This is a genomic window from Pandoraea pulmonicola (genome assembly GCF_000815105.2).
In the GTDB taxonomy this organism is placed as follows: Bacteria; Pseudomonadota; Gammaproteobacteria; order Burkholderiales; family Burkholderiaceae; genus Pandoraea; species Pandoraea pulmonicola.
The window spans coordinates 415,829-436,711 of the sequence record NZ_CP010310.2 but is presented as its reverse complement, the minus strand read 5'-3'; the positions used below and the strand labels follow the sequence as shown (position 1 = coordinate 436,711).

The 20,883-nt window shown below is 67.0% G+C and carries 22 protein-coding genes; 13 read left to right on the top strand and 9 right to left on the bottom strand.

Going from position 1 to position 20,883, the window contains the following annotated elements:
* Positions 1-148: 148 nt before the first annotated feature.
* From RO07_RS01870 to RO07_RS01860, 3 genes are all read right to left on the bottom strand, one after another.
* Positions 149-1,189: a porin gene (locus RO07_RS01870; protein WP_039407582.1), complete on the bottom strand. Its 1,041-nt coding sequence runs from the start codon at positions 1,187-1,189 to the stop codon at positions 149-151.
* Positions 1,190-1,595: 406 nt separating this feature from the next.
* Entirely contained in the window at positions 1,596-1,871 is a 276-nt protein-coding gene (locus RO07_RS01865; protein ID WP_147284571.1) for a hypothetical protein, read from the bottom strand.
* A gap of 227 nt (positions 1,872-2,098) precedes the next feature.
* Entirely contained in the window at positions 2,099-2,617 is a 519-nt protein-coding gene (locus RO07_RS01860; protein WP_039407576.1) for a hypothetical protein, read from the bottom strand.
* Between the two features lie 675 nt (positions 2,618-3,292).
* Between RO07_RS01860 and RO07_RS01855 the strand changes: the two genes are divergently transcribed.
* From RO07_RS01855 to RO07_RS01830, 6 genes are all read left to right on the top strand, one after another.
* Entirely contained in the window at positions 3,293-3,769 is a 477-nt protein-coding gene (locus tag RO07_RS01855; protein WP_039407575.1) for a hypothetical protein, read from the top strand.
* Positions 3,770-3,956: 187 nt separating this feature from the next.
* Entirely contained in the window at positions 3,957-4,361 is a 405-nt protein-coding gene (locus RO07_RS01850; protein ID WP_039407573.1) for a hypothetical protein, read from the top strand.
* 80 nt (positions 4,362-4,441) lie between these two features.
* Positions 4,442-4,900: a hypothetical protein gene (locus RO07_RS01845; RefSeq protein ID WP_039407571.1), complete on the top strand. Its 459-nt coding sequence runs from the start codon at positions 4,442-4,444 to the stop codon at positions 4,898-4,900.
* 956 nt (positions 4,901-5,856) lie between these two features.
* The gene (locus RO07_RS01840) at positions 5,857-7,440 is read left to right on the top strand and encodes a TolC family protein (protein WP_084072396.1); all 1,584 of its coding nucleotides are present in this window, start codon (positions 5,857-5,859) and stop codon (positions 7,438-7,440) included.
* Entirely contained in the window at positions 7,437-8,783 is a 1,347-nt protein-coding gene (locus RO07_RS01835) for a multicopper oxidase family protein (RefSeq protein WP_039407569.1), read from the top strand. The genes RO07_RS01840 and RO07_RS01835 overlap by 4 nt, the downstream gene beginning before the upstream one ends.
* Complete coding sequence (locus RO07_RS01830; RefSeq protein WP_039407567.1) at positions 8,780-9,289, top strand: cupredoxin domain-containing protein; 510 nt, start codon at positions 8,780-8,782, stop codon at positions 9,287-9,289. The genes RO07_RS01835 and RO07_RS01830 overlap by 4 nt, the downstream gene beginning before the upstream one ends.
* A 99-nt stretch (positions 9,290-9,388) precedes the next feature.
* Here the strand turns inward: RO07_RS01830 and RO07_RS01825 are convergent, their stop codons facing one another.
* A complete protein-coding gene (locus RO07_RS01825; RefSeq protein WP_039407565.1) occupies positions 9,389-9,970 on the bottom strand; it encodes an IMPACT family protein in 582 nt (193 codons plus the stop codon).
* A gap of 21 nt (positions 9,971-9,991) precedes the next feature.
* Entirely contained in the window at positions 9,992-10,861 is an 870-nt protein-coding gene (locus RO07_RS01820; RefSeq protein WP_039407564.1) for a PhzF family phenazine biosynthesis protein, read from the bottom strand.
* A 359-nt stretch (positions 10,862-11,220) separates the two neighbouring features.
* On the opposite strand from RO07_RS01820, the gene RO07_RS01815 reads away from it, so the two are divergent.
* Complete coding sequence (locus RO07_RS01815; RefSeq protein WP_039407562.1) at positions 11,221-11,940, top strand: pirin family protein; 720 nt, start codon at positions 11,221-11,223, stop codon at positions 11,938-11,940.
* A 91-nt stretch (positions 11,941-12,031) separates the two neighbouring features.
* Here the strand turns inward: RO07_RS01815 and RO07_RS01810 are convergent, their stop codons facing one another.
* Both RO07_RS01810 and RO07_RS01805 read right to left on the bottom strand, forming a co-directional pair.
* Complete coding sequence (locus RO07_RS01810) at positions 12,032-12,505, bottom strand: 6-carboxytetrahydropterin synthase (RefSeq protein WP_335645804.1); 474 nt, start codon at positions 12,503-12,505, stop codon at positions 12,032-12,034.
* The gene (locus RO07_RS01805) at positions 12,502-13,752 is read right to left on the bottom strand and encodes a GTP-binding protein (protein WP_039407560.1); all 1,251 of its coding nucleotides are present in this window, start codon (positions 13,750-13,752) and stop codon (positions 12,502-12,504) included. Before RO07_RS01805 ends, RO07_RS01810 begins: the two co-directional genes overlap by 4 nt.
* Positions 13,753-14,100: 348 nt before the next feature.
* Here RO07_RS01805 and copC point away from each other — a divergent pair, with 348 nt between their 5' ends.
* The 5 genes from copC to alkB all read left to right on the top strand — a co-directional run bounded on the left by copC (position 14,101) and on the right by alkB (position 18,157).
* A complete protein-coding gene (gene copC / locus RO07_RS01800) occupies positions 14,101-14,511 on the top strand; it encodes a copper homeostasis periplasmic binding protein CopC (RefSeq protein ID WP_084072395.1) in 411 nt (136 codons plus the stop codon).
* Positions 14,511-15,488 carry a copper resistance D family protein gene (locus RO07_RS01795; protein WP_039407559.1) on the top strand — a complete coding sequence of 326 codons (978 nt, stop codon included), beginning with the start codon at positions 14,511-14,513 and terminating at the stop codon, positions 15,486-15,488. The genes copC and RO07_RS01795 overlap by 1 nt, the downstream gene beginning before the upstream one ends.
* 103 nt (positions 15,489-15,591) lie before the next feature.
* Positions 15,592-16,779, top strand: a complete 1,188-nt coding sequence (gene ada, locus RO07_RS01790) for a bifunctional DNA-binding transcriptional regulator/O6-methylguanine-DNA methyltransferase Ada (protein WP_052267500.1) — start codon at positions 15,592-15,594, stop codon at positions 16,777-16,779.
* Entirely contained in the window at positions 16,677-17,516 is an 840-nt protein-coding gene (locus tag RO07_RS01785) for a 2OG-Fe(II) oxygenase (protein WP_084072394.1), read from the top strand. The genes ada and RO07_RS01785 overlap by 103 nt, the downstream gene beginning before the upstream one ends.
* Positions 17,513-18,157 carry a DNA oxidative demethylase AlkB gene (gene alkB, locus RO07_RS01780; RefSeq protein WP_039407556.1) on the top strand — a complete coding sequence of 215 codons (645 nt, stop codon included), beginning with the start codon at positions 17,513-17,515 and terminating at the stop codon, positions 18,155-18,157. The genes RO07_RS01785 and alkB overlap by 4 nt, the downstream gene beginning before the upstream one ends.
* Positions 18,158-18,304: 147 nt before the next feature.
* On the opposite strand, the gene RO07_RS01775 is transcribed toward alkB, so the two are convergent.
* Complete coding sequence (locus RO07_RS01775; RefSeq protein WP_039407553.1) at positions 18,305-18,925, bottom strand: NAD(P)-dependent oxidoreductase; 621 nt, start codon at positions 18,923-18,925, stop codon at positions 18,305-18,307.
* Between the two features lie 66 nt (positions 18,926-18,991).
* Positions 18,992-19,723, bottom strand: coding sequence for a DsbA family protein (locus RO07_RS01770; RefSeq protein ID WP_269466451.1), 732 nt, complete (start codon positions 19,721-19,723; stop codon positions 18,992-18,994).
* A 110-nt stretch (positions 19,724-19,833) separates the two neighbouring features.
* Here RO07_RS01770 and RO07_RS01765 point away from each other — a divergent pair, with 110 nt between their 5' ends.
* Positions 19,834-20,763 carry a LysR family transcriptional regulator gene (locus tag RO07_RS01765; protein WP_039407549.1) on the top strand — a complete coding sequence of 310 codons (930 nt, stop codon included), beginning with the start codon at positions 19,834-19,836 and terminating at the stop codon, positions 20,761-20,763.
* Positions 20,764-20,883 lie beyond the last annotated feature (120 nt).

Below are 20,883 nucleotides of genomic sequence, written 5' to 3'. Positions count from 1 at the left end.
CGTCTGAACAGTGACACGCGAAACCGCTGTGCGAAACATCTCGGAGCGAAGCGAGTGGCCGAATGCGATAAGGGGGCAAACGCCCTGCTTGGCGTTTGCCCCCTTCCGGTTGCGACCGGCGCGCTGCGACGGCGCGCGCCATGCCGCGTCAGAACTTCATGCGAATGCCGCCGCCGAACGTGTCGCCGCCCGAGAGCGTGCTCACCTTGTCGTTCATGTAGGCGGCGTAGATGTCGGTGCGCTTCGACAGGTTGTAATCGTAGCCGAGCGCCCACGTCTTGCGGTTCACGTTGCTCGCACCCGAGCTCTTCGTGTAGGCATACGAAGCAAGCACCTTGCCGTTGCCCACCGGCACGGACACGCCGAGCTGGCCGCCGTTTTCCGACACGCCGCCGCCCGTGATGTTGTTGCGGATGTACTGGTACTGACCGAAGAACTTCACGACCTGCAGATCGTACGTGGCGCCGAGCTGCAAGGCTTGCTGGCTGCGGAAGCCCGCCATGCCGGCCATGTCGTCCGGCTGCGAGTCGAACTTGACCTGCTGGTACGCGACGGTCGCGGCGAACGGACCGTTGAAGTACAGCGCCGATGCGCTCCACTTGTTCTGGCCGGTCTCGCCGGCCTTGTTGCCGAACGCGTACGACACGCTGCCCGACAGGCCCTTGAAGTTCGGCGTGGTGTACATCACGGCGTTGCTCCAGCCGGAGTCGCCCACGATGCCCTGGCCGGCCTGGCCGATGAACGTGTGGAACACCATCGGGCTGAAGGTGTACGAATCCACGAACGGATTGAACAGAATCGTCGAAACGAAGTACGAGGTGGTCAGACGGCCCATCGTGACGGTACCGGCGGTGTCCGACTGCAGACCGACGTAGGCGTTGCGCGAGAACATCGAATCGCCCTGGAAGCGGCCGTACTGGCCGTTCTGCGGACGGAAGAAATCTTCGAGCACGAATACGGCCTTCAGGCCGCCGCCGAGATCTTCGTTGCCCTTCATGCCCCAGTACGAGGTCGACATGCCGCCGCCGCCCTGCGTCCAGGCGCGATCGCTGCCCGGATTCTTGACCGCGCCGACCCAGGCGTCGACCTGGCCGTACAGCGTGACGTTCGACTGCGCGAATGCCGGTGCGCTCATGCACGCGCCCAGAACGAATGCCCCGCCAATGCCCTTGGCCATACTCCGCTTCATTGACTTCTCCTTGGTTTATGTCTTTTGTGTGCCTGCTCCCGCTTTGCGCGGGACCTGCCGGCGCCCTGCTTGAGAAGCGCCTCCCTGTTGAACGGCCGTGATTCTCGCACAGCCCCACCGTGCTCAGAAAGGCCGCGGCACGACGGAAAAATGCACCACACGAGATGGCCGGGAAATGGTGGAGAGACAAAAATCGGCCGACCACCCACGCCACAATTAATCTCGGTATAACGGAATCGATATATGCGTTATATCGCCGAGTTAGCGAATACTCACATTCGCCATGATGGGTGTGGATTGCGCGGAAATAATAGGCAGCAGGAGGGACAGATAACCGGATGTCACCCGGCTCGGACAATGGCACTCGATGTTGCACGCGTGCAACATTCGGTGCATCGTCGGCGCGTCAGCGGCCGCGGCGGCCGCCGCCTTCAGCGCGCGGGCCGCGCGGCATGCCTTGCGGCGTGTACTGGCGCTCGCGCGGTTCTGCCGGTGCGGCCCAGTTCGGGTAGGCCGCCTGGGCGCGTCCACGGTCGGCATTGAAGCGGCTGATGTCTTCGCGCAGCGAAGCCTTGTTCACGTCGAGCATGTCGCGCCCACGCCCGCCGTCGGCCCAGGCGGGATAGCCGGGATAGGCGCACACCAGCAGCAACAGGAGGGAACAGCGAATTCGGGCACTCATTTGGGTTCAGCCGTGGATCGGCGCGTCGGGCCGACAGCGTCCGGTCCTGGGGTGGGACCGGTTGGCACGGGGCGAGGCATGTCGCTGCGGTTCGCAGGCATGCCATACGCCTCAAGAATGACTGTACCGGGTCAGTCGAATGAGCGTCGACCGAAAAAGTGTTAACGCGTCGCGCGGTCTGCAACCGTTTGTAACTGCTGCAGCCTGCCCTCGCGGCAGCGCCGTCGTTACTTCTCGACTTGCTTCTCGACCGACAGCGAAATCTCGCGAATCCGCTCGCCGCGCGGCGTCACCATGTCCTGCGCCGTGACCGTGAAGTTGACCGGCCGTGCGTACTTGCGAGTCGCGCTTTGCCATTCGGCGGGCAGGCCGGCCTGGTTCGTGGTGGTGGTGCGCACCGTCGTCACCCCGCGCGTGCAACGTGAGACCTGCGTGGCAAACGACTGCGCCTGGTTGCGCAGGTCCATCGGCGTGATCTTCTGGTAATCCCAGATGCATTCGTAAGTCGGCGCGAGGCCCGTCGCACGGAACACCTTGCAGTCGCCGCCCGGCATCGAATAGGTTGCCTGATAGCTCTCGCCGCGCTCGTTCTTTGCCGCGAGCGGGCCGGTAATGTCCTCGAAACCACCCTGCGCGCTCTTGGCCAGCAGCAGAATGCCTTCGCACTGATCGGCGGCGAAGGCACTCTGCGCCGCGCACAGGCAAGCCAGCAGGGCCCAACGTTGTAAAGAATTTGTTGCCATCATTGGAATGTTCTACAGGGGTACGGCGGTGTGTGATGCGATGCGCTGCGAGGATGCCGCGACGCGCGCGATGCCGCCACGAATGGTGCCATTAAAACCCAAAGTCGGCGCGGACGAAACCACGGTCACGAGGGAAATCGTGCGCCAATTCGAGTGTGCGGCCGTCCGTTGGTTCGCATGCGGTGGTTCTCAGGCTCAGGAGCGGCGGACGCTCATCCAAAAAGCCGATTCGCGTGCGCGGTACGCGACCTATACTCGTACTGCAGTCAAACTGCATGGGCGCGACCGTGAACCAATGGCGGTTCAACGCATGACGGTAATGCCTTCTGGCGCCAAGTCTCCTTGGCCCTTACCATGCCGCGCCGGTACACGCGGCTGGCGATGCCCCGATGGGGCCTCAACCGGCGGCCTGGTCCGCCGGTTTCCATTTGTGCTCTCCTCGCGCCTCATGCCGACGGACTAAGCGAAAGTGCGGATTTCGTCCGCGCTGTCCGTCTGCAACCATCGAACCACAAGATCAATATTTCATCGGGCACTCACCTTCGGGAAGTTTGCGGAGGTTTCGTGGATACCTGTACCTCGTCGTCGGTGCGCCATCCGCGGTGCATCAACGTCCCTGCCGGACGTGCGGGGTGAAGCATGGGACACCCTACGTTTCCCTGCAGCCTTCGGTCCGGCATGACGGGCACCCCGGACGGATCGGACAGGCCCGCCATCGATCGTCCGGACATTGCCGGCGGTCCCGATGACGCGGCCAACGCCGGCACGCGCAACGCCCCCTGCCTGATCGACAACGTGCGCGGACACGGCGGCACGCTCGCCCATGTCCTCGGCGCGCTCGGCACATTCCGATCCCGCCACGGACATTGGCCGCGCCATCTGTTCCTTTATCCCGAAACGCTCGCGGCGCTCGTGCAGGACCTCACGCCGATGGGTTTCTACCTCGTCCAGCAACGATTGGATGTCGTGGCCGATCTCGAACGCGACCTGTTCTGCGTGGACGACAGCGGCAACGTGTCGATCTATCGCGTGCAGGCCACGCCGGACCCCGCGGTCATCGAGGCCGCCGCCGTCTGGCTGGGTCTCTCGCCACCGGCGGCGTCGGCACGCAACGCACGGCCGAGAGGCACGAGCGTTCCGGAACCGCCTCGCTGACGGGCGCCATCGCACGCCGCCCCGCTGTCACGGAAATATCGTCTGGCGCGGCTAGTCTGGCTTGCCGCCGGCGACGCTGTCGGGACCCGCAAGCCTCTGAGGAAGCCCCGACTGCCTGAGCGTCACCCGCCCCCGCGAATCCCTGCGGGGCGATATCACCTCCGCCCTCTATTGCCGGAGAGATGTCATGAACCGAATCGCAATCGCTCTGAATGGTTTGATGCTGCTCTACCTCGCGGCGGCCACGGTCGTCGGTGTGCAATCGAGTACGGCCGGCGGCCCCGAGAGACTCGCCAGCGCGCTCGGCATCCTGCTCGCGCTGTGCGTGCTCGCACTGATCGCCGCACCGTTCTATGTCTCGCTCGTCGTGCTCATCGCGCAATCGGAGCGCCACCTGCGCCTGGCCGCGTGGCTGCACCGGATTCTGCTCACGCTCATGATCGGGCTGACGTTCATCTCGTTGCTCGCGCGCGATACCATCGAGGTCTCCGCGTCGTTGTTCGTGCTGGTAGCCGCCGTGTGCATCGTCAATCTCGTCGCGCTGTCGCGGCGGCGCACTCACTTCGAGACGTTTCATCTCTTCGAGCATTGACGCGAAACACGCCGGCGCGTGCACGTCGATCGGCACATGCCGATTTGCGAGCGACGCGCGGGCGATGCTAGACTTCGCGCATGAATCGTTGGCGCAAACTTCTCGTGCTGTGGCTGTTGTGCGTGACCATGCCGTTACAGGCCATGGCCGCGCTGCGCACGCATTGCGCGCCGGGAACCGCGTCGGCAGATAGCCTGACCGGCCCTGCCGCGATGCAGGCCATGCATCGCGCGATGGGAAGTGGCGACGACGCTCTCATGCCGATCGCGCACCATCACGACGATGCTTCCTCGATGGCAACGTCGGCATCGACGGGCAACCACGATGCGTCTTCGGGAAGTCTCGCCTCTCACGATTCAGCAAGCCATACGAGTTGTTCGGCCTGCGCGGCGTGTGTGGTCTGCACCGCACTGCCGCCCAGCGTCGCCATTCGCCTTCCCGACGCCGAGCCGTCCGCTGCGATTCCCTTCTTGCGCACGACGGCTGCCAGCGCCATCGTCGCCGTCCCTGAACGTCCTCCGAAAACCCTCGTCGCCTGACGGTTCCGCGTCGCGCCAATCCGTTCGTCAACCCGTGTTGCAACGGCTTGCCGCCTGAGCGCGTGCACTGTCTGCGTCCCCTCGCCGGACCGACTTCCTCCGTTTGCGTACGACGGGCCTCGCTCGCCTGCGTTGCCTGCGCGAAGTCCGTCCGCCTGATGAACGTGCGAAGCCGGACGACCCGCGTCGATGACGCGTGGTCACCGGTCTCGCCAGCGAGACGAGTTTTCGATGACATTGAATTTTCTACGACGGCACGCGTGGATCGTGCCCGTCGCACTATCGCTGTGGGGCGTGGGGTCCGCGCCCGCTTACAGCGCCGATGAAGCCAATGACGCCACCAAAGCTGGCGGCGCGGCAACCCTCGAACCGACGGACGCGCGTCGTGCCGGCCCACCGCCCCACGATGACCCCGCCTCGCCGGACGCCGCCGTCGGGCCGCCACCCGCCGCCGTGCTGCAGGATTTTGCAAGGCCGTCGCTGTCCGTTCCCGTGGGCGACTGGCGAATGGTGAACGCCAGCACTTCCGCAGCACCGGGGATGTCCGAGGCGCATGGGATGCATGGGTCACATGGCGCCCACGGGTCCACCTCCGGAGCCCCTGCGGCGGCCATGCCCGGGAAGGCCGGGATGCCCGCGGCGTCTGGCGCGCATGAGGCCCATCGGCTGCCTGCGGCATCCGGACCATCGGGACCGCCGGAGGCATCGGGATCGCACGGCTCGCATGGGGCCTCCAACGCACCGCCCACCTCGCACGGGATGCTTGGCGGCCACGATATGCAGGGGCATTCAGGCCATGCAGTGGCGACGCCCGGCACTCTCGCCGACCACGGCGCAATGAGCCACGCCATGCCGATGCCGCCACCCGCCGAGGCACCGGCAGACGCTCACGCAGGGCACGGCGGCGGCCGGCCCAGCGACGGACCTGCCGGTCATGGCAGTTCGGGAGACTCGCAATGAACGCCGCGCTGTCTTACCCCATCGTCCCGCCGCTGCGTCTCGCCCCGAATCGCGATGCCGCCTCGTCGCCTCGTGCGCACGACGCGCGACGATCACACCGCCGTGCGCCATTGACTGCGGCCGTGCTCGCCACGCTTGTCCTGTCCGGTTGCGCGACGTTCAGCGACGACGGTGGCTTCGGCGCCGTCGCCGACGCGACGCAACAACGCCTCGGCAAATCCGCCGTGTGGGCCCGCGACGACACCAGCGCACAAGCGCTCGCACAAGAGCGCGACGCGCTGCTTGCCAAGCCGCTGGACGTCGACGCCGCTGTGCAGCTCACGCTGCTCAATCATCGCGGCTTGCAGGCGACGTACGCGGAGCTCGGCATCGCGGAAGCTTCGCTGGTGCAGGCGGGACGCCTGCCCAATCCCCGCTTCTCGTTCCAGCGTGTGCAGGGCGGTGGCGACGTCGGCATCGAACGCGCCTGGGGGCTCGATATCGTGCGCGTACTCACCATGCCACTCGCCTCACGCGTCGAGGCGCGCCGCTTCGCGCAGGTGCAGGCGCAAGTGACGCAAGCGATCGTCGAGCAGGCCACGCTCACGCGCCGCGCATGGATCGAAGCGGTCGCGGCGCAGGAGCGCGTCCGTATCCTCGAGCAGACGAGCCTCGCCACGCAGGCCGCCAGCGAACTGGCCGACGGCATGGCGCGCGCGGGCAACTTCAGCGCGATGCGACGCACGCAGGAAAACCTCGTCTACGCCGATACGGCGGCGCGCCTCGCCCGGGCACGCGAGCAGGCCAACAGCGCGCACGAACATCTCGCCCGTCAGATGGGCCTGTGGGGGCAGCAACTGACCTTCACGCTACCGGCCCGGCTGCCCGTCGTTCCAACCGCCCGACCCGCATGGCCCGATGCCGAAGCGCAAGCGATGCGCGAGCGCGCCGACATTCACGCCGCGCGTGCCGCACTCGACGCGACGGCAAGCGACCTCGGCCTCACGCGCACCACGCGCTTCGTCAACGTGCTCGACGCGGCATATCGCAACAACAGCGCCACCGGCTCGCCCAACGAGCGCGGCTACGAGATTTCGCTGGAGGTGCCGCTCTTCGACTGGGGCAGCGCGCGCGTGGCGGGGGCCGAAGCCCGTTACCGGCAAAGCCTGGACCGGTTGGCCGATAACGCGGTGGCCGCGCGCGCCGACGTGCGCACGCGTCGCGCACAGACGCTGGCGGCATGGGACATCGCCGAGCACTATCGCACCACGGTGCTGCCGCTGCGCCAACGGGTCTCGGACGAAATGCTGCTGCGCTACAACGGCATGCTCGCCAGCGTCTTCGAGCTGCTGAGCGATGCTCGCGAGCAACGCGACACCGTGCTCGCTTACATCGACGCGACGGCCGACTACTGGCTGGCCGACGCGGCACTGCGCGAGAGCGTAGGCGGTGGCGGCCCGGATCCGGCGAGCACCGCCGCCACAAGCTCGAACGCCACAGGCGCCGCACGCTCGTCGTCCACCCTCACACCGACGCCGGGCAACGCCACGCCGACGGCCCCCCAACCTTCCCTCACTCATCAGCATGGAGGTGGCGCATGACTTCGCGCCGACGATTCCTGCGCGACGCGGGCCTCGCCGTCATGGGCGCGGCAGCCGTCGAGCGCACCAGCCTCGCGGCACTGCCCGACGCGCCCTCGCGCGCCGACGCCAGCACGGCCAAACCCCATTCGCCGCCGAACGGCCGACCGTATCGCCCTGTCGTCACGCTCAACGGCTGGACGCTGCCGTGGCGCATGCGCGGTGGCGTCAAGGAATTCCACCTGATCGCCGAGCCGGTGGTGCGAGAGATCGCACCGGGCATGCAGGCCAACCTGTGGGGCTACAACGGCCAGAGCCCCGGGCCGACCATCGAAGTCGTCGAAGGCGATCGCGTGCGGCTCTATGTGACCAATCGCCTGCCCGAAGCGACCAGCGTGCACTGGCACGGTCAACGCCTGCCCAATGGCATGGACGGCGTGGCGGGTCTGAACCAGCGCGCCATCGCGCCGGGTCAGACGTACGTCTACGAATTCGAGGCAAAGCGTCCAGGCACCTTCATGTACCACCCGCATGCCGACGAGATGATGCAGATGGCGATGGGGCTCATGGGCTTCTGGGTGACGCATCCGAAAGACCCGTCGTTCCAGCCGGTCGATCGCGACTATGTCTTCCTGATCAACGCCTACGCCATCGATCCCGGCAGTCGCACGCCGCGCGTGAACGAGATGACCGACTTCAACCTGTGGACGTGGAACAGTCGCGCGTTCCCCGGCATCGATCCTCTGGTGACGCGTCAGGGCGACCGGGTCCGCATTCGCATCGGCAATCTCACGATGACCAATCACCCGATCCACCTGCACGGTCACGAGTTCAGCGTGACCGGCACCGACGGCGGCTGGGTGCCGCCCTCCGCGCAGTGGCCGGAAGTCACCACGGATGTGGCCGTCGGCCAGATGCGTGCGATCGAGTTCGACGCCACCGAACCCGGCGACTGGGCGTTCCACTGCCACAAGTCGCATCACACGATGAACCCGATGGGCCACGAGGTACCGACCATGCTCGGCGTGAACCAGCGCGAGATCGCGACGAAGATCGCGCGCATCATTCCCGACTACATGGCGATGGGCGAAACCGGCGGCTCGATGCACGGCATGGAAATGCCGTTGCCCGAGAACACCCTGCCGATGATGACCGGCACCGGCCCCTACGGCCCCATCGAAATGGGCGGCATGTTCACCACGCTCAAGGTCCGGCGGGATCTGCCGCGCGACAGCTACCGCGATCCCGGCTGGTATCGCGCGCCAGGCGGCTCGGTGGCCCGTCCGTGGCAAGGCAGCACTTCCGCGTTACCCTCTTCCCATCGTCCGCCTGTCAATGCAGGCAAAACTGGAGGCAAGTCATGATTCGTTCTCATCTCGCCCGCGCCATCCCGGCGCAATTCGTTGTCTGCGCGGCCAGCCTGATGCTCGCCGCACCGGCTTTCGCGGACGATCCGCACGCCATGCACATGCAGCACGGTCACGGCGGCGGCGCCGCGGCCACCATCGGTGAAGCCAGTGACGAGGCGCAGGCAACACGCACCGTGGACGTCGACATGCGGGACACCATGCGCTTCTCGCCGGCCACGCTCACGGTGCGACGTGGCGATACGGTGCGCTTCGTCGTTACCAACAGCGGCAAAATCCGACACGAGATGATGCTCGGCACCTCGGCCTCACTCGCGGAGCACGCGAAGATGATGCGGACGATGCCCGGCATGTCGCATGCGGAGCCGAATGCGGTGACGCTCGAGCCTGGCGAGCGCAAGACGCTCGTGTGGCACTTCACGCAGCCCGGCACGGTGGACTTCGCATGCCTCGAGCCCGGTCACTTCGAAGCCGGCATGCGCGGCGTCATCAACGTGCGCTGATGCTTAAGCGCCATCGCGCCATGGCGCAAGGAAGCGACGGACCAACGATGGGATCTATCGCGTGACGCGTAACGCGCGGCTGACGACTGATGCGCGTCGTCAGTCGCGCCGTTCGAGGCCGCCGCTGAGCGCCTGCGTGGCGTCGGTCTCGAACGCATCCACGTCGCGCACCTTGAGCCGCAGCCGCAAGGTGACGGCGTCGTCGTAAGCGGCGTCAAGCACTTCGGCGCCGAAGCGCTCGGCCAACCGACGCAGCATCGCTTCGTGCGCGAACGACACCCGGTAGCTCGGCTCGACCATCGGTTCGACGGCCGTGAGCGTGGCGAGCTTGAGCGCTTCGCTCACGGCTTGTCCGTAGGCGCGCGTCAACCCGCCCGCCCCCAGCTTGATGCCGCCGTAATACCGCACGACCACGGCGAACACGTTGGCCAGTCCCTTGTGCATAAGCACGTTGTACATCGGCTTGGCGGCGGTCCCGCCCGGCTCGCCATCGTCGTCGAAACCCGACGCGCCCTCGCACAACAGCACCCAGCAATAGTGCGTGGCGTTCGGATAGCGCACGCGCAGCGCGTCGAGTTCGCGCATGGCAACCTCACGCGACGCCGCGGGCATGACAATGCCGATGAACCGGCTTTTCCTGATTTCCAGTTCGGTTTCGACGGGTGCGGCCAAAGCAAACATACGACTGTCGTCTCCCGGCGCTCACAAGCTCACTTCACCGCGCGCGAGCTCGATCACGCGGCCACCCACGCGAATCTCCCGGGCTGCCGTGACTTCGAGCGAGAGACGGCACGGGCGCTCGATCGCATCGCCCTGCGACACGCGCGCGCGCACCGGCAACGGATAGCCCTGACCGATCAGCCAGCCGCCGAGGTTGGCGCAGGCCGAGCCCGTGCCCGGATCCTCGCTGACCCCGCCGCCTTGGGTGGTGAAGAAGTAACGCGCGGTAACCTGCAACTCGCCATCTTTCTCACCATCGAGCGAGAACACGTAGCCGGTCTTGCGATCGAGGCTCGACAGCGGCCAACGGTCCATGCGCGCGCTGTCCGGTTGGGCGCGTGCGACGGCATCGGCATTGCGCAGCGGAATGAGCAGCTGGTCCGCGCCGGTATCGACCCATTGCGGCGATTGCGCCAGATCGTCGCGGCCGAGCCGCACCAGTGCCGCGATGTCGGCGTCCGCCTCCGACGCCTTCTCGATCTTCGGCTCGCCCGACGATGGTGCCGTGAGCGTCCAGTGATCCCCGTTCGCCTCGACCGGTACCAAGCCTGCGGCGAATTGCAGCGTTACCTGATTGCCAAGGTTGCGCATCGCGCGCAGCACATGGGCCGTGCCCAACGTCGGATGACCGGCGAAGCGCATTTCGTAACCCGGAGTGAAGATCCGCACATGCGCATCGGCCGTCTCCGAGGCAAAGATGAAGGTCGTCTCGGAGAGGTTGAACTGCCGTGCCAGCAGTCGCATCTCCTCGTCGCTCAATCCCTCTCCGTCTTCGAAGACGCACAGCGGATTGCCGCCGAAGGTGCTCTCGGCGAACACGTTGACGATACGGAATGCATAGGTGCGGCTCATGACGACTCTCCTGTGGGGGACGTTCGGACGGCTTCGCGGCGCGAGCTCGATGCCGGCGGCCTCATCGGCGGGCGCGACCGGACCGGTTCAGCCCGGCGAAAGAAGGTTCGTAGTCTCGCACATCGCACGCCGCCACGCGCACCGCTTCGTGCGCTTTCGGAAGTCCGGCCCCACGCACTAGGAATCTTCCGCCCCCAACCTCGGCGGACATGCGCATGTCCAAAGCCTCAATTGTCACGACCCAGATGACAATAATTCACATTTCAGGTGGATTGTGGTTATTTCTCAGGACTCTAAAATGACATTCATCGAGGCAGTCACCGCCTCCCAACGATTCGATGAAGACACAGGAGCCCATCATGCTGGACATCAGAAAAGCTGCGGACCGAGGCGTTGCCGACCATGGCTGGCTCAGCTCGCGCCACACGTTCTCGTTCGCGAACTACTACGATCCGAAGCAAGTCGGCTTCTCCGATCTGCTCGTGATCAACGACGACCGCGTCGCCCCCGGGCAGGGCTTCGGCAAGCACCCGCACCGCGACATGGAGATCTTCTCGTACGTGCTCGAAGGTGCGCTCGAACACAAGGACACCATGGGTACAGGATCGGTGATCGAGCCGGGCGACGTGCAGTTGATGAGCGCAGGGCGGGGCGTGGCGCACAGCGAGTTCAACCACTCGCGCACGTCGCCGGTGCACTTTCTGCAGATCTGGATCGTGCCGAACCAGGCCGGCATCTCGCCCGAGTATCAACAGCAGCGCTTCATGCCGGAAGAAAAGCGCGGACGTCTGCGCATGATCATCTCGCCGGATGGCGCCGAGAATTCGCTGCACATCCACCAGGATGCACGGGTGTACGCCGGCCTGTTCGATGCCGATGAATCGGCCACGCTCACGCTCGCGCCGAACCGCTACGCCTATGTGCACGTGGCACGCGGCAGCGTCAGCGTGAACGGAGTGGCGCTCGGCGAGGGGGACGGCGTGCGGGTGCGCGAAGAAACCGCGCTCACGCTCTCCAAGGGCAACGACGCCGAAGTGCTCGTGTTCGATCTGCGCCCGGTCGAGACGCCTGACTTCTGAGGGGGCGCGCGGCGGGCGCAACGCTGGACGGCGCCGCCAGGCAGGCCGTCGCGGCCGGTACGATTTCGTGCCGGCCGCTTTTTTTGCGCCATCAGGTAGCTTGCATCGTCAGCGAGCAGGCGTCGCCGCGTGCGTCGCGGCTGACCGTCACGCGCGTCAGGCCCGACAGGCGCGGCGCGAGCGAGCGCCAGATGAACGCGCAGAGGTTTTCCAACGTCGCCGGGCCGAGCCCCGCCACGTCGTCGAGCAGTCGGTGATCGAGCCGCTCGCTCACGTGCGCGAGTTCGGCATCGAGCCGCGCCAGGTCGAGCACCATGCCGGTCGCGCCCTGCGGGCTGCCGGTCACTTCGATCGTCGCCCGATAGCTGTGACCGTGAATGCGGCGGCTCGCATCGATACTTGGCGGATCGATGCCGCGGCGCGCCAGCGTGTGCGCCGCTTCGAACACGAAGCTGCGCGAGAGTGTGAATTGTGCTCGCCGCTGCGGCGCCGGACCGGTCGCGTCCATGCGTTCGACCGCCTTCGTCCGTGTACCGGACGCCACCCCCGTCCGCCCACGGCTCATGCCGTGTCGTCCGCCATCTGCAGTGGCAAGGCATGCTCGCCGTCGCGCCAGGCGGCGTCGCCCTGGGAGAGCTCGACGGCACTCAACCGACACGCATCGAACGCCTTCTCGATAGCGGCGCGATCCATGTCACGGCCAATGAATACGAGCTCGTTGATGCGATCGCCCCACGGCGCTTCCCAGTTCGCTTCGATCGCGGCGCGTTGCGGGTCGCCCTCGGGCGGCCACAGCTCCGGGTCGGCAGCGGCCCACCATTGGCCGACAGGTTCGAGCGTGGCCGTGTTGCCGGCGCGCGAGTACGCGAGCGCCCATGCCGGACGACTCGCCGACCAGACGTACCCCTTCGCGCGAATCAGTCCGTCGAACGGCTTCGACATGAACGCCGCGAAGCGCGCCGGATGCAGCGGCTCGCGCCGACGCAGCACGAAGCTCGCCACACCGTAGGTATCGGCCTCGGAATCGTGTTCGCCTGCCAGCGCCTGCGCCCATCCCGCCATCCGCTCGGCGCGCTCCGGGTCGAAGCGTCCGGTGCCAAGCACTTCGGTGAGCGGCACCTCGCCACGCTCGCCCAGCACGATGCGCGCCGACGGATTGAGACCGGTGATGAGTGCCTTGACGGCCTCCAGCCGCGCCAGATCGACGCAATCCACCTTGCTCACGACGACCACGTCGGCAAACTCGATCTGCTCGGTGAGCAGTTCGGCGAGACGGCGCTCGTCTTCCTCGCCCGCGACTTCGCCGCGCTGTGCGAGCGTGTCGAGACCGTTGAAGTCCTCGAGTACATGCAGCGCATCGACGACCGTCACCATCGTGTCGAGCCGGGCGACGTCCGACAGCGACCGCCCGGCTTCGTCGCGAAACTCGAACGTCGCGGCCACGGGCATCGGCTCGGCGATCCCCGTCGACTCGATGAGCAGATAGTCGAAACGACCGTCCTGCGCGAGTTCGCGCACGGCGATGAGCAGATCCTCGCGCAACGTGCAGCAGATGCAGCCGTTGCTCATCTCGACGAGACGCTCTTCCGTGCGTGAGAGCGCTGCGCCCGCGGCGGCAGCGCCGCGCTCGACGAACGAGGCGTCGATGTTGACTTCGCTCATGTCGTTGACGAGCACGGCCACGCGCAGGCCGTCGCGATTGCGCAGCACATGATTGAGCAGCGTGGTCTTGCCCGCGCCGAGGAAACCGGACAATACGGTCACGGGCAGCCGACGGTCCGCACCGCCGGCCGCCGCAGGAGAAAGTGTCATGGCTACAAGCCCCATTTAATGCAACACAGTTGCAATATGGCGCGATGATACGGTGATCAGGTCATTTTTGCAACTCAGTTGCAATTCAAGCGGGCAATGATGACGTGCCGCCATCGCGTCATCACGCCATCGCGGGCACTCACGCGACGCATTCCCGCGCGGCGTATTTGAAGACGGAAAGCGGAATGGGCGAGCGGCTGCATCGGTCGGCAAGGTCTGCGATACTGCGCGAGCGGCGCAGATCGCGTACCTCATCGGCGCGGACAAACGAGCCACCATGACGACATCTGTGGCACGCGCCTGGCCCGCTTCCGTCGCCGCCTTTCTGACTCCCTAGCCGGACACGACATGCGTACCATCAAGATCCTCTCCTCCGCCCCCTGCGCCTCCGGCACATTGCGTCGTGCAGTGCGGGGGCTCACGCTCGCAGCCGCCGTCAGCCTCGTCGCCGTGTCGCAAGGCGCATGGGCGCATGCGCATGCGGTGTCGAGCGAGCCGGCCGCGCAGGCCACCGTCGACGCGCCGAAATCGGTGCGCGTCACGTTTGACTCGGCGCTCGAAGGCGCCTTCTCGAAACTCACCGTGGTCGACGCGAAGGGCAAGGCCGTCACCCAAGCCAAGGCTGGACTGGACCCCGCACGCAAGACGCTCACGCTGGCGCTGCCCGCGCTCGCCGCCGGCGACTACCAGGTGAACTGGGTGGCCGTGGCGAGCGACGGCCATCGCACGCAAGGCAACTTCAAATTCACCGTGAAGTGATGTCGGCAGATCTGGCCGCCGGCACGTGGCAACCCGCCACCGCGGGCCTGCTCAACCTCGCCTTGGCGCTCGCGTTCGGTGTGCTGCTGCTGCGCAGCCCGCACGCCGTGCGCAGCGGCCTGACCCGGCGCGTGCTCCCCGGTTTCGCGGCCGGTCTGGCGGTGCTCGCCTGGATCGCGTACGTGCTCGCCAGCACCGAGGCGATGACCGGCGGCGACTGGGAAAGCGCGTCGGCCATGTTCGCCGACGTGTCGCAAGTGCTCACGCAATCGCACTTCGGCCGGATGCAGTGGGTCGCCGGACTGGGCGCGCTGCTGCTGTGCGCCGGCGCCTGGGCCTGGTACGACGCCAGACGGCAACTGCTCGCGGCGCCTCCCATCGCCGACGATCCGCGCGACCGGCATCATCGACGCGAACACCGACAGGAACGCCGCGGGCGCATGGTGTATGCGGCGGGCGCCGTGGTGCTCGCCATCGCGCGCGCCGGCACGGGGCATGCAGCGGACGCCGCCATGCCGTGGCTGGCCATCGGCATTCATTCGCTGCACGTCGCCGCGGCGGCATCATGGACCGGCGCACTGCTGGTCGCCGGATGCGTGATACCGGGCTGGCGTCACTGGCCGGTCGGCGCGCGCGCCGCCTACGGCGAGCGCCTGTCGTCGATTGCGACGCTGGCCATGCTCGTCGCCCTCGTGACCGGCGGCTTCAACGCCTGGCGCACGCTCGGCGAAACGCCGTCGCTGTGGTTTGCCGCGCAGAGCGCGCCCTATACGGCATGGCTGGCGACGAAACTGGTCCTCGTGGCATGTGCGGCCATGCTCGGCGCGTGGAATCGCTGGCGTCTCCTGCCTCGCCTCGCGCTCGATGTCGACACTTCGTCGGCCTTCGCACGCGTGGTCGGCGTCGAGGCCCTGGTGCTCGTGATGGTGATGAGCCTGGCCGCCAAACTCGGCACGACCATGCCGCCAGGCGTCTGATCGAATTCGATAGCAAGAAACGGAGCGTACCCGCGCGAGCGGCTCCCTACACTGAAGGCAAGTGATCAGTCCTCGGGAGAACGTCGCGATGAATGCCAATCCAATGACCGCCAAACACCCGTCCCGCACCGGCAGCAGCGCCGGTGCATCCCCTGCACGCCGCACCCCGGCGAACGACCGCGCGGCGCACGCGCGCTACGCGAGCGATGACGCCCGCTGGGCGGCCGTTGTCGCGCGAGACAAGCAGGCGGACGGCGAATTCTTCTACTCCGTGCGCACGACCGGCGTGTACTGTCGCCCGTCCTGCGGCGCGCGTCTGGCGCGACGCGAAAACGTCGCGTTCCATGCCGACGCGGCGACGGCCGAACGCGCCGGCTTTCGCCCATGCAAGCGCTGCAAGCCCGATCAGGGAACGCTCGACGCGCGCCACGCGGCGCTGGTAACGGCGGCATGCCGGCGCATCGAAACGGCGGACGAACCGCCGCGTCTGGAAACCCTCGCCGCGGAAGCCGGCTTGAGCCCGCACTACTTCCACCGGCTCTTTCGCGCCGTGACCGGGGTGACGCCGCGAGCGTATGCCAACGGGCGCCGTGCGCAGCGCATGCGCGAAACGCTGCCTGCCGCGCAGAGCGTGACGTCCGCGCTCTATGACGCCGGCTTCAATTCCAACGGCCGCTTCTACGCCAGCGCCGACGCCGTACTCGGCATGAAGCCGACCGCCTTTCGCGCGGGCGGCAAAGCCGAATCGATCCGCTTTGCCGTCGCCCAGTGCTCGCTCGGCGCGCTGCTGGTCGCGGCGACTCCGCGCGGGTTGTGCGCCATCGCGCTGGGCGACGATCCGGACGCGCTCGTGCGCGATCTGCAGGATCGCTTTCCGCAGGCGGAGCTGGTCGGCGCCGACGCCGAGTTCGAGCGCTGGGTCGCGCAGGTCGTCGGCTTCGTGGAATCGCCTCGCATCGGCCTGTCGTTGCCGCTCGACGTGCGCGGCACGGCGTTCCAGCAACGCGTGTGGGAAGCGCTGCGCGAGGTGCCGGCCGGCCAGACGGCGAGCTACGCGCAAATCGCCGAACGGATCGGGGCGCCGCGGGCGGTGCGAGCCGTTGCGCAGGCGTGCGCATCGAACCAGTTGGCGGTCGTGATCCCGTGCCACCGGATCGTCCGCCACGATGGTGCGCTCTCGGGCTATCGGTGGGGGGTCGAGCGCAAGCGCGCGTTGCTCTCGCAGGAGCGCATCGACGCAAGCGCTCGACAACGTGCCGAACAACGCGAGCAAGGCAAGGGGAAGTCGTGAGCGAACGTGTACGGAAGCTCGACTGGGCTGCGCTCGAAGACGAGTTGAACGGCTTCGGTGCGGCCCGCATCCCCGCGTTGCTCGACGCGAAGGAATGCGCGGCGCTGCGCGAGATGTACGGCGGGGCGAACGGGTCTACCGGCAATTCAGACACCACGCCGACCTCTGCGCTGTTCCGCAGCCGCATCGTAATGGCGCGTCACGGATTTGGCCAAGGCGAGTACCAGTACTTCGCCTATCCGTTGCCGCCGCTTGTCGCCGGGTTGCGCGAGGCGTTCTATGCACCGTTGCGCCAGATCGCGCACCGCTGGCATGAGGCGATGGGCATCGACGCGCGTTACCCGCCCACGCATCGCGCCTACCTCGCGCAGTGCCACGCGGCGGGGCAACGCCGCCCCACACCACTGCTGCTGCGCTACGAGGCCGGCGGCTACAATTGTCTGCATCAGGACCTTTACGGGGATCACGTCTTCCCGTTGCAGGTGGCCATTCTGCTGTCGCAGCCCGGTGAGGATTTCACCGGCGGCGAATTCGTCCTCACCGAGCAACGCCCGCGCATGCAGTCGCGCGCCGAGGTGGTGCCGCTCATGCGCGGGGATGCCGTGGTGTTCGCCGTGCATCATCGCCCGGTCAACGGCACGCGCGGGGTGTATCGCGTCAATATGCGGCACGGGGTGAGTCGCGTGCGCAGCGGCCATCGGCATACGCTTGGCGTGATCCTGCACGACGCGACATGACACAGGATCTCTTCGGCCACGCGCCCGGCGATGCGGCGCACGACACGCTCGGCCCGGGCGCGTTCGTGCTGCGCGGCTTCGCACGCGAGCGGCTGCCGGCGCTGCAGACCGACATCGACGCGGTGATCGCGCAAGCACCGCTGCGTCACTGGCTGACGCCCGGCGGCAAGCGCATGTCCGTGGCGATGACGAACTGCGGCGACGTGGGCTGGATCAGCGACCGGATGGGCTATCGATACGGTACGCACGACCCGCTCTCGAAGCAGCCATGGCCGCGCATGCCGGCGTCGTTCGTGCGGCTCGCGCGCGACGCGGCGCAAACGGCCGGCTACGCCGACTTCGCGCCGGACGCCTGCCTAATCAATCGCTACACGGTCGACGCGCGACTCACGCTGCATCAGGATCGCGACGAACGCGAGCTCGGTGCGCCCATCGTATCGGTCTCGCTCGGATTGCCGGCGATCTTCCTCTGGGGCGGATTGCAGCGCGGCGACCGTACACGCAAAGTCCGGCTGGAGCCGGGCGACGTCGTGGTGTGGGGCGGCGAGTCGCGGCTCGTCCATCACGGCATTGCGAGCGTCGAAGGCAGCTTCGACGCCGACGCGGTGCGATTCAATCTCACGTTCCGCAAAGCGCGCTAGCCGTACGTCAGCGTCTCACCACCTCCCCAACGCACCATACGACAACGAACGAAGAACAACGGCGGTCGCGTGCTGCAACCGCCGTTGTCATGTGTGCGCATGCCCTGCGCTTTCGCACCGGCATGCCGTCCTGCTGCGAACCGACGCTCAATACCCGACCGTGAAACGCGCGCGCGGGTGCTGGTTCTTTTCCAGTTCGTCGACGAGTGCGATGGCGTAGTCCTCCATCGAGATCCAGCTCTTGCCGTTGGGGTCGACGAGCAGGCCGTCGCCACCGATGCGGAACTTGCCGGTGCGCTCGCCCGGCTCGAACAGGGCCGAAGGCGAGAGGAACGTCCAGTTCAGCGGCGAGTCCTTCGGCTCCGCACGCAGCACCTGCAGGAACACTCGTCCGGCGCCGGCTTCGGCCTTGTACGCTTCGGGGAATTCCGGCGTGTCGATGAGCGCCTTGCCCGGCGCGATTTCCAGACTGCCCGCGCCGCCCACGACGAGCAGGCGCGGCACGCCAGCGCGCTTGACCGCATCGATGAGCTTGGCGGCGTCGACCGACACGAAGCGGCCCGCGCTGATCACGGCATCATGACCTGCCAGCAGCGGTGCGAGCGAAGCCGGATCGGCGGCGTCGCCCTTGACCACGGTCAGGCCCTTTTCGGCTTCGACGCGCTCGGGATTGCGCGCAATGCCCGTGACCGTATGGCCGCGCGAGAGCAATTCTTCTGCGACACGCGTACCGACGCGGCCGGTAATACCAATCAAGGCGACTTTCATCAGGATTCTCCTGGAAGTGAGGGGGTTTCGATTCGAATGCTTGCAGCGAGCGACGTCCACGCCGGCTCAGATGGCGCAGCCGTCGGGGCCGCACTGCGGCAGTGTCGAGGCGTTGTCGTCGGCGGACGCCGTGGCCTGTGCGACGAGCAAACGCTCGCGCAATGCGTCGCGCCAGGCGTCGGGCTGGCCGAGATAACGTCCCGGCTCCAGCCGCTCCACCTGGCCGTCGATTTCCAGTGCGAACGTCGGGAAGCCGCTGCCGCCCACGCGGGCGAGCCAGGCGCGGCTATCGCGGAAATGCTGCATGAGGGCGGTGACGTCCTGCGCGTCGAAGGCCTTGGTGAACGCGTCGCGATCAAAGCCTAGGTCGGCCGCGAGTGCGATGAGCACGTCGCGATCGGCGATGCGCTTACCCGCCACGTAGTGCGCGTGCTGTTCGGCGGCGAGCATGTCGAGGCCGCGTCCGGCCAGCGCTTCGGCGGCCAGCACCGCCGCCGTGGGCGGGGCCGAGTCGAAGACCGCCGTGGTGTCGCGCAGCAGCCCTTCGAAGTAGGCGTCGCCGAACGGCTGCCCGGTGAGCGCGGCGATGCGATGATCGTGCGGCATGACGTAATTGCGCAGTTGCGGCGTCACGCGCTGCACGTTCGGGCCGGCCATCATGCCGCCGCCGTGAAAGACGACGTCGAGGCCCGCCACGTCGCGCGCCGCCTTTACCAGCGGCGCTGCGGCGTAGCACCAGCCGCACAGCGGATCGGCGATGTAATGCAGTCGTGCGTGATTCATTTCGGTAGGTCCCATGCGATGCCTCGTCGAACAGCGACGCGTTCCATACCTGCCATCCTAGTCGCGCCAATCGCTCAAAAAAAGCCCATAATGACGATCACTTTGTTGCATCGTTCGAGCAAATCATGGACCGTCTGACAGCCATGCGAGTCTTTACCGAAGTGGCCGATCGCGGCTCGCTCACGGCTGCGGCGCAGCGACTCGACATGTCGCGCGCGATGGTCTCGCGCTACCTGGCGGAGCTCGAAGCGTGGCTCGGCACGCGGCTGCTGCATCGCACGACACGGGCGGTGAGCCTGACCGACGCCGGCACCGACGCCCTGCCGCGTTGTCGAGAGATGCTCGGCATCGCCGACGACCTTGCCTGCGCCTCGCATGCCGACAGCGCGCCGCGCGGCCTGCTGCGCGTGGCATGCAGCACATCGCTCGCGCAGGCGTTCCTGGCCGCGGCCGTCACGCGTTTCATCGAGCGGCATCCGGGCGTGGCGATCGATCTCGTGGTGGCCGATCGCACCGTCGATCTTGTCGACGAGCGCATCGACCTGGCCATCCGGGTAACGACCGAACCCTCGCCTGGTCTCATTGCCCGCCGGCTGGCCACTTGCCGCTCGGTGGTGTGTGCCGCGCCCTCGTACCTGCAGCGGCATGGCACGCCGCGGCGCGCGGAAGACCTCGCGCTGCACAACTGTCTGACGTACGCCTACTTCAGCAAGAGCCTCTGGCAATTCACGCACGACGGCGTCCCGCTCGGCGTGCCGGTGGATGGCAATCTGTCCGCCAACGAGGCCAATGTGGTGCTGGCGGCGACGCTCGCCGGCGCGGGCATCGCCATGCAGCCGGTGTACTCGGCGCTGCCGCATCTGCGCGCGGGCACCCTGCGCGCGCTGTTGCCGGATTACGTGCCACGCGACATGACGGCCTATGGCGTCTACATCTCGCGCAAGCAGATGCCCAGCGCCCTGCGCGCGCTCCTGGACGATCTGGTCGAGCAGTTCCGCACGGAACTGTTCGAAGACTCGGGCTACGCGGGCGCGCAAACGCCACCGTCAGCATGACGTTGCGGCGGCGTCACCGAATTGTCATAATCCCCGCGTAAAAACGTCGTCTGCCTCGCCCGCCCGAACACGGTGACGCCGCCGCTCGTACGTCACCCCTTGCCGTCCGGCCGCGGGCAT

What these genes read in the sequence shown, in the direction of transcription:
- RO07_RS01820 (WP_039407564.1), bottom strand. Translation starts at nt 10,861, where the DNA reads ATGAGCCGCACCTATGCATTCCGTATCGTCAACGTGTTCGCCGAGAGC.
- RO07_RS01825 (WP_039407565.1), bottom strand. Translation starts at nt 9,970, where the DNA reads ATGTTTGCTTTGGCCGCACCCGTCGAAACCGAACTGGAAATCAGGAAA.
- RO07_RS01855 (WP_039407575.1), top strand. Translation starts at nt 3,293, where the DNA reads ATGACGGGCACCCCGGACGGATCGGACAGGCCCGCCATCGATCGTCCG.
- RO07_RS01870 (WP_039407582.1), bottom strand. Translation starts at nt 1,189, where the DNA reads ATGAAGCGGAGTATGGCCAAGGGCATTGGCGGGGCATTCGTTCTGGGC.
- RO07_RS01805 (WP_039407560.1), bottom strand. Translation starts at nt 13,752, where the DNA reads ATGACACTTTCTCCTGCGGCGGCCGGCGGTGCGGACCGTCGGCTGCCC.
- RO07_RS01835 (WP_039407569.1), top strand. Translation starts at nt 7,437, where the DNA reads ATGACTTCGCGCCGACGATTCCTGCGCGACGCGGGCCTCGCCGTCATG.
- RO07_RS01845 (WP_039407571.1), top strand. Translation starts at nt 4,442, where the DNA reads ATGAATCGTTGGCGCAAACTTCTCGTGCTGTGGCTGTTGTGCGTGACC.
- RO07_RS01775 (WP_039407553.1), bottom strand. Translation starts at nt 18,925, where the DNA reads ATGAAAGTCGCCTTGATTGGTATTACCGGCCGCGTCGGTACGCGTGTC.
- copC (WP_084072395.1), top strand. Translation starts at nt 14,101, where the DNA reads ATGCGTACCATCAAGATCCTCTCCTCCGCCCCCTGCGCCTCCGGCACA.
- RO07_RS01860 (WP_039407576.1), bottom strand. Translation starts at nt 2,617, where the DNA reads ATGATGGCAACAAATTCTTTACAACGTTGGGCCCTGCTGGCTTGCCTG.
- RO07_RS01765 (WP_039407549.1), top strand. Translation starts at nt 19,834, where the DNA reads ATGGACCGTCTGACAGCCATGCGAGTCTTTACCGAAGTGGCCGATCGC.
- RO07_RS01815 (WP_039407562.1), top strand. Translation starts at nt 11,221, where the DNA reads ATGCTGGACATCAGAAAAGCTGCGGACCGAGGCGTTGCCGACCATGGC.
- RO07_RS01865 (WP_147284571.1), bottom strand. Translation starts at nt 1,871, where the DNA reads ATGAGTGCCCGAATTCGCTGTTCCCTCCTGTTGCTGCTGGTGTGCGCC.
- ada (WP_052267500.1), top strand. Translation starts at nt 15,592, where the DNA reads ATGACCGCCAAACACCCGTCCCGCACCGGCAGCAGCGCCGGTGCATCC.
- alkB (WP_039407556.1), top strand. Translation starts at nt 17,513, where the DNA reads ATGACACAGGATCTCTTCGGCCACGCGCCCGGCGATGCGGCGCACGAC.
- RO07_RS01795 (WP_039407559.1), top strand. Translation starts at nt 14,511, where the DNA reads ATGTCGGCAGATCTGGCCGCCGGCACGTGGCAACCCGCCACCGCGGGC.
- RO07_RS01850 (WP_039407573.1), top strand. Translation starts at nt 3,957, where the DNA reads ATGAACCGAATCGCAATCGCTCTGAATGGTTTGATGCTGCTCTACCTC.
- RO07_RS01830 (WP_039407567.1), top strand. Translation starts at nt 8,780, where the DNA reads ATGATTCGTTCTCATCTCGCCCGCGCCATCCCGGCGCAATTCGTTGTC.
- RO07_RS01840 (WP_084072396.1), top strand. Translation starts at nt 5,857, where the DNA reads ATGAACGCCGCGCTGTCTTACCCCATCGTCCCGCCGCTGCGTCTCGCC.
- RO07_RS01770 (WP_269466451.1), bottom strand. Translation starts at nt 19,723, where the DNA reads ATGGGACCTACCGAAATGAATCACGCACGACTGCATTACATCGCCGAT.
- RO07_RS01810 (WP_335645804.1), bottom strand. Translation starts at nt 12,505, where the DNA reads ATGAGCCGTGGGCGGACGGGGGTGGCGTCCGGTACACGGACGAAGGCG.